7 protein-coding genes and 1 tRNA gene are annotated in these 12,242 nt (G+C 40.9%); 2 read left to right on the forward strand and 6 right to left on the reverse strand.

Annotated features, from left to right (window positions below; all coding sequences use genetic code 11):
- The first annotated feature begins 298 nt into the window (after nucleotides 1-298).
- Both B0B12_RS18385 and B0B12_RS18390 read left to right on the forward strand, forming a co-directional pair.
- Nucleotides 299-1,144 carry a hypothetical protein gene (locus B0B12_RS18385; RefSeq protein WP_076671921.1) on the forward strand — a complete coding sequence of 282 codons (846 nt, stop codon included), beginning with the start codon at nucleotides 299-301 and terminating at the stop codon, nucleotides 1,142-1,144.
- Between the two features lie 438 nt (nucleotides 1,145-1,582).
- Nucleotides 1,583-1,942: a hypothetical protein gene (locus B0B12_RS18390; RefSeq protein WP_076671923.1), complete on the forward strand. Its 360-nt coding sequence runs from the start codon at nucleotides 1,583-1,585 to the stop codon at nucleotides 1,940-1,942.
- A 76-nt stretch (nucleotides 1,943-2,018) separates the two neighbouring features.
- Here B0B12_RS18390 and B0B12_RS18395 read toward each other — a convergent pair whose 3' ends face one another.
- From B0B12_RS18395 to B0B12_RS18415, 6 genes are all read right to left on the reverse strand, one after another.
- Nucleotides 2,019-3,677: an N-6 DNA methylase gene (locus B0B12_RS18395; RefSeq protein WP_076671925.1), complete on the reverse strand. Its 1,659-nt coding sequence runs from the start codon at nucleotides 3,675-3,677 to the stop codon at nucleotides 2,019-2,021.
- Between the two features lie 2 nt (nucleotides 3,678-3,679).
- The gene (locus B0B12_RS18400; RefSeq protein ID WP_076671927.1) at nucleotides 3,680-6,757 is read right to left on the reverse strand and encodes an Eco57I restriction-modification methylase domain-containing protein; all 3,078 of its coding nucleotides are present in this window, start codon (nucleotides 6,755-6,757) and stop codon (nucleotides 3,680-3,682) included.
- 469 nt (nucleotides 6,758-7,226) lie between these two features.
- The gene (locus B0B12_RS20455; protein WP_170871913.1) at nucleotides 7,227-7,475 is read right to left on the reverse strand and encodes a hypothetical protein; all 249 of its coding nucleotides are present in this window, start codon (nucleotides 7,473-7,475) and stop codon (nucleotides 7,227-7,229) included.
- 30 nt (nucleotides 7,476-7,505) lie between these two features.
- The gene (locus B0B12_RS18405; RefSeq protein WP_076671929.1) at nucleotides 7,506-8,285 is read right to left on the reverse strand and encodes a hypothetical protein; all 780 of its coding nucleotides are present in this window, start codon (nucleotides 8,283-8,285) and stop codon (nucleotides 7,506-7,508) included.
- A gap of 216 nt (nucleotides 8,286-8,501) precedes the next feature.
- A tRNA-Ala gene (locus B0B12_RS18410) sits at nucleotides 8,502-8,575 on the reverse strand.
- Nucleotides 8,576-8,694: 119 nt separating this feature from the next.
- Nucleotides 8,695-12,063, reverse strand: coding sequence for a TonB-dependent receptor (locus B0B12_RS18415; protein WP_244554767.1), 3,369 nt, complete (start codon nucleotides 12,061-12,063; stop codon nucleotides 8,695-8,697).
- Between the last annotated feature and the right edge of the window lie 179 nt (nucleotides 12,064-12,242).

A 12,242-nucleotide genomic window follows, 5' to 3' on the forward strand; every position in this document is an offset into this window, starting at 1 on the left:
AAGTTCTTTTTGTGATTATTGCATCGATCTAAATCAATAATATGTTTTTCTAAATAGAAGTAAGTGATAAGTCGGAAAGATTATGAAATATAAACTGTAGGACATCAATATTTTGCGGAACGTAGGCCATCGATAATGCCGCTCTTATTCATAATTTGTAATGCGTTTTTAATCTTTAAGTAGATTTTTGACCTACTTGGAAAAATCTCACTTTTTTCACTTCTCATTAAGTAAATGTCCTGAATAAAACATAGAATTGGATGTGAGCGGTTGCCGCAGTCACATATACTTATTACCAATGTCTTTAATACCAGATTACTTTGTTCACACAACCTATGAGGATCTAACCAAAGGGGCAAGGAAGATAAAGCGCACAAGCCGCTATGAAGTCGAGCGATACGAAGAGAAAACAGACAGCAAGGCTGATGAAATTAACGACCTGTTCGGGATTAAATGCGTCCCTGCGACGGCATGGACTGACCGCGCATACCATGACAGGCGAATAGAATACAAGATTGAGCAAATTAAGCAAGAGGGATACAGAAACGGCACTAAGTGCCAAACAGGGGGCAAGGGTTCTTGCTACGTCATGCCTGCTGGCTATTCCAATGATTACATAGCCTTTACGTTAGACGGGGAACGGGTTGATGCTGAAATATGGACTACTCCAGAAGCCGCCGTTGTGGAATGGAACGGGGAAAGCGTTAGGTCCCCATTTTTCAATGCGTCCTTTATCGAGATAATGCTCATACACCGATCATTGCCGCTCCCAGACAAGTTCTCGCACGAAAACAGGATTGGCATGATGAACCTCTTTTGTGAGGATGCCTACGGTGAGAAGCTCATGGAGTACAGCGATGATTTAAACAAGATAAGCCGAAACTTAGAAGTAACTGACGAAGATAGGGAGTACTATAACAGCCTTTGCACTACGCTGCATAGAAAGTACGGGGGCGATATGAGCATCTACAACGTGCCTTTCTACTTCTACCATGAAGAGGTTGAAGATTCCCTTATCTCACATGGGGACTACGAAGGGAAGAATTACGTTTGCAGGTTTCGTACAACGAAAGGAGATAATGGCAAACAGGTTTTCAACGTTTATTTGTATAAGAAGCACTACTATAATTTATATAAACCATAACGTGGGGTTATAGCTCCCATAAGTGCCAGATACAGCACCGTCCCTTGGGGGTATCCTGGCAGGGGGAGGTAAAAAAAGGGGGTGGGGGTCAAAACGGGGGCTTCTGTAAACACAATTTTTATAAAATTTTCGTTTTGGGTGGGAGTGGCACAAAATATGCCCGAATTTGCCCCAAAATTGATCCAGTGGCGGCGTTTTGTTGCTCAAGGTGTGTTCCTTGGGGCAGGCCGACCTCATCCATAAACGCCTTATTTTTTTTCGTCTATCAGCAAGCTTTGGAAAGCCGTCCCTTTTTCTGTCAACTCCGAATTCAAAGGTTTTATTCTTTCTTAATAAGCATGTAAAAGCTTTTTTCGAGTCAGGTGGACCTTTTCAAGAGGTTGTATTGTATTCAAACGATCATTTTGCCATATTCCCTAATCTAAAGAGTGATTGTGTATGGATAAGCTAAAGCTACGGGAATATTTGCAGAGCAATACGACAAGGCTGTTTATGATTGGTGGCAGGGCTTCTGAGGATATGTACCCAAAGAAGAAGCAAATAGAACTGGCAATGGCAGGGCGGCCTTTTGAGTTCGTTTATGATGGGCCAGTTAGGCGTGTGAAGCCGTTTCAAGCGAAGTTGTGGGTAAGTCCCGCTCCTAAAATTGGAAGTTATGCAGGTTTTGGGTACATGAACTATCTTGACCCTTTAAATAGAAATGGGTTGGAAGCAATGCAGTCCTTAGAATCCGCATGTAAGTCTTATGAACAGGAGTTTGGCTATTATCCTGAAAACGTCTTGTTAATTCGTGTATAGACAGTTAAAGCTACAGAATTCAAATGCAAGCGCCACTGAATTTAGTTAAGTGGCGCTTGCATTTGAATTAAGGTAACTACTTTTTCTTGCGATTTATTCTACGATTAGAGAGCTTCCTCCATACATTTCGAAAGCGAGTGGCCTCTTCTTTAGAATATCCCAATTGGTCTATCAATAGTGCTCTATCAACTATATTAAGTACTTCTTCAATTCTCTTTTCCCTCATAAGCTGGTCAATATGATTGAAATCAACCGCGTCCTCTCTTATGAGCATTGGCAGTGGTAATTCTTCAACTTCTGTCGGTTCGAAAGTTAGTACCCCTCCACCATAGCTACGACCTAAGATTTCTGAAAATGCAAAAGTTAAAGAGTTTAAGAAAGAAACGACTGCTAACTGAGGATTAACATTTGGGTTGAATCTAACGCGGTGTATCGTGTCCGTGGAGGATGCATCTCCTTGATTCAACACTAACTTAGGAAACTCATTCACTTGACGTAATGCGAAACCATCTGGCCTACTTACTGATGGGGTAATATACCATCGCTTGCGTATTTTACATTTATAGCCTGTATGGTGCTTCTTACTCTCACCATAAGTAATGTATTCTTGACAGACGTGGGGTAATTCATCTGCTGGGACATTTGGAGGTAGGAATAAGTATGTAGTGTTTTGAGAATTAGAGTTATCTATAAAATCTTGCTCATTAAAGGTAATTCCCTTTAATTGAGGCGACTTACTTACGACCCGTCGTACATATTCCTCTAAATGTCTTTCTCTAACCTGTTGTTCTTTTAGCATAAAGAACTCGTTGCGGCCTGTTACAATGCCTACATCTACCTGCATGTAAGAGCCACAGGTTCTTATAGTCTCATCATCCTTTGTAACACGCATGAGGTGTATTTCCTCTATATCCAAGAAGTACTTAGTCCATTTCTCACGGGTATGGTCTATTGCTTTTATAGGAGCTTCTTGGATGCGAGCAACATCTAATTCTAAAAGCTCTTCCAGATTATTTAGCTCAACAACTCTGATACCCTGATTATCCTCTACTTGCTTATCACATAGTAATATAACAACCTCCTGCTGTATACCTTGAAATACAAGTTTTTTGAAAGTTACTATTGTGATTCTTTGGAAGAAGTGCGAAAGGAAAACGCGTGTATCAGCTGCATACTTTACCTGAAATAGCTCAGCAGGTATAACCATCCCAAGCCTACCATTATCAGAGAGTTTATTAGCTGCTATAACCAAAAACGGTACCCAGATATTAGTTAGCTTATTAGGTATGATTCCTAACTCTGACATCAATGTTATTGCCAGATCTCGATGTTTCTCGGGGAAATTCTGATAACGTATAAAAGGCGGATTGCCAATTACTACATCATAGGTAGTGTCTTCAGGTAAGTCCCTAACAAAGCGGAAAAAATCTGAGTTAAGAATAGTAGTAGAATTAAGACCAAATACAGCAGCACGCTCTTTTGCTTTTGCGGCCTCTTCTTCAATCAATTCTACAGCTTGTATGTGCCCGTGCAAGTTCTCCTGATTTAAACCTAAATCAAGGAAACGTTCAATGGCTGCTTCTATAAAATTGCCATCTCCACAACTTGGCTCGAGTACCCTCTCTTCTGTATTTCTGATAGCCCATCTACAAATAAAATCCGCTATCGGCTTAGGAGTATAGTATCCTCCTCTAAGCTTATTACTATCAATCTTTGCCTCTAATGCCACCCCCATTATTATTCCTCGTTTATAGGGGCATAAAGTAGTTCATCCCCTGTTACTGTTTCTATATCTTCTTGAGACAGTCCATAAAGCATATTTACCTGTTCAATTAATCGGTTGTATAAGAGTTTATTCTTGCGTTGAAGTCCTTCTCTCTTAGAAGATATAGTTGTGATTCTGATTTCTTTTTTCGTGTCAATAATGTTTCTCACAGTACCAACAACCTCATCATGGATTCTTCGATCAGTTGAGGATGCAAAGTTAATCTTTCTAATCGGGAGCTCCGAAATAAATTGTTTGCCATGCGAATAATAATCCCCTTCAAACTCACTTGTTTTTGCTCTGACCATGGCTTCAAAAATTGGATGGCTTAGAATCGCCATGATGTAAAACGGGGAATATTCTGTTTTGCTGATTATAGAATAATAAGGCCCATTTCCTCCACCTGTGAACTGAAAGTTTGATTCATCGAAAATGTACTTAGGCTCCTTTGAGAGAACAGAGAATATTATTTTGGTAGAGTTTATGAACTTGTTTAAACTTTGTGTTCTACCAAATTGATACCATATGGGTTCTTTTGTAATCTTGTCTCTAACTCCATTCATATTTCTCTTTACAAGTTTGTGTTTGTAGTGACTCAAATATGCCCAACATAGAGGAAACTCTAACTTCAAAGTATCCTCATCAATGAGTGCTGCTTTTCCATCTTTTTCTCTATAGGGGTAGATTAAATATGTATTTGCTTCTATAGTATCGAAGACTTTAAACGATACGTCCATTACACATGGGAGACAGATGCCCCGCTCTATTTCCCAGACTCTATCTTCCTTATCAGTAAAAGTTATAGTGCTCTCAGTCTCATAGTCAGGCTCAAAAATAAATATTTTGTCTGCGCTGGTTTGTAAACCCACTGGTATATCAGCTATGGAGAGAAGGGGGGTGACACTCCCTGTTCTTATTCGTTCAAATATTTCCTGTGTCTCGGGTAAAACGAACATCCAAGGAGCTTTAGTAAGCTCACTGTTCTTGTAAATGATTGGTGCTGGCTCTTTTATTAAATCTTTTACTAATTCTCTAACTCTGATGAAAGAAAAAACCTCTTTATCCTGTTTACTCAAGATTAAGATTGTTGTATAAGTTGATCGTGCTGGGAATACCTGCAAAACACCAAAATATATCAGCTTTTCTAAAGAGCTTTTAGTAATGATATGATTACGTAAGCTGCTTCCACCTTTCAGCGTAAAAAATTTGTTTGGAACAATATAACCAAGATAACCAGTAGAGTTAAGTAAAGACAATGATCTTTCGATGAATAGATAATATTTATCGAAAGACTTTTCTACTATTACACTATAATTTGATTTTTTACTTTGGTAGTATTTGACTTCCTCAGGTGCATATTTGACCATGTGCTGGATGCGCACATAGGGAGGATTTCCTATAATAGCGTCAAAACCTTTGATTTTAAGAAATGGGAATTCATCCTGCCAATCGAAAGGCTTTATTCTATGCAGTAATGTATTGTCTTCAAGTGCAGACCGATTAAAAGAAAAGTAATTATTATCAATAAGGGAATTACCACATTTTACTGTTTCAGCCAAACTGGGGAGCACTTTCGATTTGCAAAGACTGATATGCTCATTGATAGTTGACGAATTTTCATCCTCCAAGAGTTTCAAAAGTAATCCAAATTGAGCGACCTCAACAGCATAAGGGTTAATATCAACACCGTATAGACAATTCAGTAATATTGATTGTTTGGCTTTTAATGTTAACCGTATTGTTTCACCTGCTCCTAATCTGGCTAACCCATTTTTTAATTGAGCAGTACTGGCCTTCTCAGTCAGGTACTTTAAAAGGTAATCATACGCAGATATAAGAAATGTTCCAGATCCAGATGAAATATCAGCTATCTTAAGCTGAAGTACTTCCTCAAAAGATTTGCCATCTACAACATGTATAAGAGTGTCATTAATTATCTTTCGAACTATTGATTTTGGTGTGGGAACTACGCCATCAGAGGCAGCTACTTCAGGTTCATCAATGATATACACCTGTAATTCATGTTCCACAACTACTCTACTTCCTAAAAAGCGTTCGTAGATTTGACTCAGTATTTCAGGATCTACAACAGAAAAATCGTATGGACTTAGAGGATAGTACAGTTCATTGAATATGTCAATGAGGACCTGAGAATCCAGTATTAGTTTAAGAGCGAGCTCATCCTCAATAAAGTTGAATAGACCTGAATTATATTTTTTATCTGCTTTAATGAAAAGAGCTTTTAAGTCTTCATATCCATTTACCTCCTTAAGGTTCTCATATTTTTCAATTTCCCTGTCTTCACAAATACGAAGAAAGATAATGCGGTTTAACAAGCGTTGAACCTGAAAGTTGATTTCCTCTTCATTCAACTTAGGGTTATTAGTTAAAATATTTTGGGCTAATTTCAGCCTCCAGCTCCTAATTTGGATTAAAAAGTATTCATCGAAAGCATATGAGCCATGTAGTTCTTGGCCGAAAGCTTTTTCGATTGTGCCACTTGATACAGATTCATAGGATAGCAAATCATACAGTTCGTCAAAGTTTTTTACAAATTCACTATAGTGGAAGGTTTTATGACGAGCAACGTGGGGGTGGTCAGTAGGGTCAGGTTTCGTCCGACAGTCATACACATTTAGATATTCAAAGTTTGTAAGAACTGACATATTTAAATTAGCGCTCCAACCATATCTTCGAGTTTGAAAAGCAGGCTTTAAAGAGCTATTTATTGCTACTGAGGCCTTCTTAGCTTCAATAAAAAACTTTCGTTCTCCAAACACACGCATTGTGTAGTCAGGATTCTTCATTCTTATTTCATCCTCTTCTTCGACCTCTACTTCCTCTTCTTGGATGACTTCTCTCAAAAACTGTGATTTTCCTGCCTCATTATCCACATCCCATCCAAAAATCTTTAATAAAGGGTTTAAGAAGTCTATCCTTAATTGAGCTTCTTTGTAGCGGTCACTTTTATAAAATGATTCTTGATCAGCAAAGGCCTCTACAAGTCTTTTGAGATGTTCAAGTGCTTCTTCTCTTCTTATTAAACGCATCGGCTATATCTTTTATAACACTAAGTGTGTCCTGATATTAATCAGTAATGGTAATTATTCAAAGAAATAAATATAGGCATTTATTAGGGGTAAGCCAATGTAGTTCTTCATTGTAAAGCTAATACAAGCATACACGTACAAGTATACACGCAGTGAGAACAGCCTAACTTAATCGAGTTCGGTTATAGCGTTCAATTCTTAGCAACGAGTGGAATACAAAACAGAGAATGAGTTGTATTGAAAAGCGTAGGGGGGAGAAATGCGAGAGGTTGTGTGTGATTTTGTATAACCAGAAATCCATCTTAAAATTCTCTACAGAATAACCGTAGAAGATTAGTTTTTGAGGTGGACAAAATCGGAATCTACGTCTTCTTTTATGAAGCGCAATTGAATTGAGTGTATGTTCTGAACTAATTTTTATAATCTGATTATGATAGTAAAAAGAAAGCTCAGTAATAAGCTTTTACAATTAGTCTTTTAATTCAGATAAATCAATCAAGTCAAGGTAAGGGTTTAAGCAACTTTGGCTCTTAAAGCTTCTGGTTCGCTCTACACTGTTGCTGTTGGGATTATACCATATTTCTGCAAAGAACTTTCCCATGTGGTATAAAACGATGCTATAAGACGCTTCACTCCTGATAGCGAGAAAAGATCCATGCTCCCAAACCGCTGCAATTCGTTCAGCCTGAGGTTTTAAGTTAAATTCGTATAGTTCCATAAGGAGTCATACGAAAAGTAACCTCAACACTTATCGACTATATATTTTTGTTTTTAAACTTGCATAACCTGTGCCATCACAACTAAAGCAAACGCCATCATAATAATAGTAGTATTCAGGTAAATATCCCGATCCAACGCATCTTAAACAGGTCTTATGTTTGGTCGTTGTATTGAATTCAAAATTCTCGTACACAACGATTTTGATACTTTCATGAAGATTCTGGTGACATTCAGCGCACAACAATTTAAGGCTCTCATTCGGGTAATGCCAAGGTAGGCAACCATCTACATAGTAGGTGTGGTGAACATTTGCCCATTTCTTTTTAAGATCGATTTCTTTTCTGTCTTTGTTGGCAAGGTACTGCTCAATTTTGGAGAAACATTCAGAATTGCAGATTTCACAAATGCTTTGTTCTCTCTTAATAATACTCTCTCTCTTTTCTCTCCACTCTATAGCCTTGAGCTTTTCAGCATAATTTAGACTGCTATTTTCGGATAATAATTGTTCATAAGGGGCATAAGTACTTAGGGTGTTACTTTTACCTATTCTATAAGTTACATTACCCTCTGCATCATAAGTTTCCCAAATAACAGCCCCCTTCAAACCTAATTCAGTTAACTTTTCTCCCCTCTTTAACTCTTTTGTCAAGGTTAGAATAAAATAATATTTTTGGTATTGCTCGTTGCTTTCCCCCTCTTTATAGCCTTTAAGAAAGGATTCTCCATCTTCATCAAAATAAATTTGATTTGCAAATTGAACCACACCTCTTTCTTTGAAGAAATTGCTTGCTGTGTCGATTAATTTCAAGACTTATAGTTTAAAGTGCCATAATTATTTAGAAATATAGCTTGCAAACCGCAAAAAGGCTAATGCTGTCCTGACCTATTTGTGTGACTTCAAAGGTGACTAATGTAGGATAGAAGGAGAGGTGAAACACAGAATTGGAGGGGTTGTGTGTACTTTTGTGTGACCCCCTAACAAAAAAGCCCCTACGTTTTTGACGTAAGGGCTTGATAATCAATGTGGAGAATATCGGAGTCGAACCGATGACCTCTTGCATGCCATGCAAGCGCTCTAGCCAGCTGAGCTAATCCCCCGTTTGAGTGTCACAAAATTAGAACAAATTTTGAATATGCAAAAGCCGGAGCGCTAGTTTTTGAAAATAAAAAAGGCGGGACATTTGTCCCGCCTTTTTGTTGCTCTGGTTGCTTACTTCTTAGTTAAAGATGTAACGCAGACCAAGCTGAGCATACCAAGTAGTAGAAAGTGTTGTGATGTCTCTGAAAGGAGCTGTAGGAAGTACAGTCTGGCCATTTTCAGTTACAGTTCTCATCTGGAAGCTTGGAACACCTTCTTTGCTGATTGGAGTAGTGCTTGAGTTGGTAGTCAGCACGCTCTGAGCATTGTTGAATCCTGTCATGATACCCCACTCAGAGTTAAGCAGGTTACCTACGTTCATTACGTCAGCAGTCAGCTGCAGCGTGTTGCGCTTGCCACCAATGTTCGTGTAAACATCCTGGATCAATTTGAAGTCGAAACGGTTCAACCATGGCATCAGAGCACCGTTACGCTCAGCGTACTGGCCGCGTCTTGTCTTCAGGTAGTCGTCGTTCTCGATGAACGTGTTGAAGGCATCGCGCTGCTGCTGGGCAGTGAACACTACCTCTTTGGTCTTGCTGTCAATGATGTCAACGAAGTTCATGTTGTTCACGTCATTTGGCACGTACAACAGGTCAGCGTTGATACCATCCTTGTTGATGTCACCGTTGTAGGTGTAAGAGAAGCGTCCCTGGTGTGAACCATTGTAGAACAATGACACAGTAGTAGCCAGGTTGCCGAAGTAGTTCACTTTGTAAGACAGGTTACCTACTACGTTGTGAGGCACTGCATACTGTGACTTGTACAGAATCTGCTCGTTCGGGCCGTTAACAGATGGGCTACCTAACCAGGCAGAAGAAGCGTTTGAACCTGGGTTACCAGATACTTCAGTTGCGTGCGTGTAGGTATAGTAAAGAGAGCCATACAGACCGTTGCGGGCAGGAAGTGACAGACCTACAGTGCTGCTGAATGATTCACCTTTAGCAGAAGTGTTTGTCAATACTACGGCAGTGTTTGCGTTTACAGCATTGTTATACTTTGTGCTGTTAGCGCCATCTGGGTAGTATCCTCTGTTGTCGTTCTCACCTTCACCACCATAGTTCAGTGTTGTAGGAGCGTCTTTTCTGTTAGCACCAAACTGGTAAGCAGCATTCACGTCTTTTGTGTAGATGATGTCAGCTGTAGCTACCAATGGAGTACCTGGGATGGTATAGTCAGCACCGAGGCTGGTTCTCCATACCTTAGGCATTCTGAACTCGTTGTCAACCAGAGCGAAGCTTGTAGGAACACCAGCTCTTGGGTTTTTGATGAACACGTTCTGTGCGCTTGCCGGCGTGTTGTTCAACCAGTAGTATTGTTCCGGTTGGAAACGGATGTCGCCAATCCAACCAGCTACTGAAGCATAACCGTTTGGCTCTACGTTGTTCTGGATTACACCAGAGTTAGAAGGCATGTTGGTCAACCATACGAATGGAACACGGCCGTTGAACAGACCAGTACCACCACGCAGCTGCAGAGAACCATCACCAAGAGCGTCGAAGTTGAAGCCGATGCGTGGAGCCAGCATAATTCTGGATTTTGGCCACTCGCTCGTCGTGTACTTTCTCTCACCGCCTTCTGGTGTTCTCAGCGTAAGCTCATCGATAGACTGGTTAGCAGTCAGGTCGTTCATGTAAACTGGCATGTCGGCACGCAGACCGAGCGTCAGGTCCAATCTGTCAGTAGCGGCAAATTTGTCCTGGATGTAGGCACCGGCAGTACCCAGCACGATTGGAGCATATGTGTCCTGGCCTTCGTAAGGGTAAGTCAGACCGAACATGATAGGAGCTACCTCGTTTGGCGTACCAGTAGTCAGGAAGTCCTCAACAGACTTGTAACGGTAGTAAGAAGTACCCATACGGATGTACTGGTTACCAAACTTCTGAGATTCGAAAGTGGCACCACCCGTGATTGTGTGCTTACCAGCCAGGTAAGTCAGGTTGTTTGTGATGCTGTAGTTGTTGTTCAACACGTCGTTACCGAACGTGAACAGCTCGTAACCAAAGGTCATGTAGTTAGTACCGTTGGCATCACCGTCCCAGATGTCAACCATTGGGAAGATTTCGCTTGGAGATTTACGAGTATCCTGAATGCGGCTATAAGTCGCCAGGAACTGGTTAGAAAGACGGGAAGAGAAAGTACTGTTCAATTCAGCTGAAGCAGAACGAACGATGTTCTCTGTGTCATACATAGTCTTAGAGAAAGCCATAGACTGGTCGCTCACACGGTTAACAGAAGAGCGCGGGCTAGGGCCAGAGCTACCGTTTACCAGTGAACCTGCCTGACCAACTACCTGGTTGTAACGAACTGCCAGTTTGTGCTTATCGCTGATGTTCCAGTCAATACGAGTCAGGAAGTTTGTGCTCTTGGTACCGTTGTCGTTGGCATAACCTTCATAAGAACCTGGGTCATAGCCCCACGTGTTGATCAAGTGGTTGCGAACTGCTTCCAGGTCAGATCTTCTTGTTCTGGCAATGTTCTGGTCAGGGTTAGCTACACCATTGTCAGAAGCTCTCCAAAGGTTTACCGCATTTGGGTTAGTACCTTTTTCATCGATGGTCTCAGCGTTTACGAAGAAGAACAATTTGTTCTTAATGATTGGACCACCTAAACGGAAACCGAAAGTGCGGCTAGATGTTTCGTTGCTTTGATCAAGCTTTTCACCATTCACTCTTCTGCCATTCATGTCCTGGTTACGGTAGAAACCATAAACTGAACCGGAGAACTCGTTGTTACCGCTGCGTGTAACGGCGTTGATGCCGGCACCAGTAAAACCTGACTGACGTACGTCGAAAGGAGCGATGTTTACCTGCACCTGCTCGATCGCGTCGATAGAGATAGGCTGCGAACGACCTCCAGGAAGTGGGTTGGAGTTCAGACCGAAGCCGTTGTTAAAGTTTGCACCATCAATCTGAACGTTGTTAAAACGACCATCACGACCTGCGAAACCATTTCCGTTTGCCTGTGGTGTCAGACGAGTGAAGTCTGTAAGGCTGCGGGTTACAGTTGGGAGCGTTGCAATTTGCTCAGTGCTTACGTTTGTTGCGGCACCTGTTCTCTGGGCGTTGAACACAGAAGACTGGTCAGCTGTAACCATTACCTCCTGCAGTTCCAGGCCACCGGAAGACAGTACTGCATCCAGCACGTACGGACGACCAAGTTGTAACGTGATGTTTGTGTAGCTCATCGGCTGGAAGCCAATGTAGCTTACTTCAATCGTATAAGGGCCACCAATACGGGTGTTGGCGATGTTGAAGCGACCATCTGTGTTGGTCACTGCCCCATACGTTGTGCCCGAAGGCTGATGTGTTGCACGGACCGTTGCACCGATCAGAGCCTCACCCTTCGAATCCTTTACGGATCCACTGACGCTGCTCGTTGTTACCTGTGCGTGCATAGTAATCACGCACAGCAACATAAGCAGTGTTGATAGTAATAACTTTTTCATAAAAGATTGATTGATTTTTGCCCGCAAAATTAGAGGGTATATTTCGAAATGCAACTACTTAGAGATTAAATTATTATTAATAAACTGTCCTGTGTTATTTGCTTTTCAGCATCAATAAATTATTGTAAATTGCGAACGCGCCATTAGTTTAAACACTGATTGCCAAAAAGAAAGGCCGA

The sequence above is a fragment of the Pontibacter indicus genome (assembly GCF_900156345.1).
Lineage (GTDB): Bacteria > Bacteroidota > Bacteroidia > Cytophagales > Hymenobacteraceae > Pontibacter > Pontibacter indicus.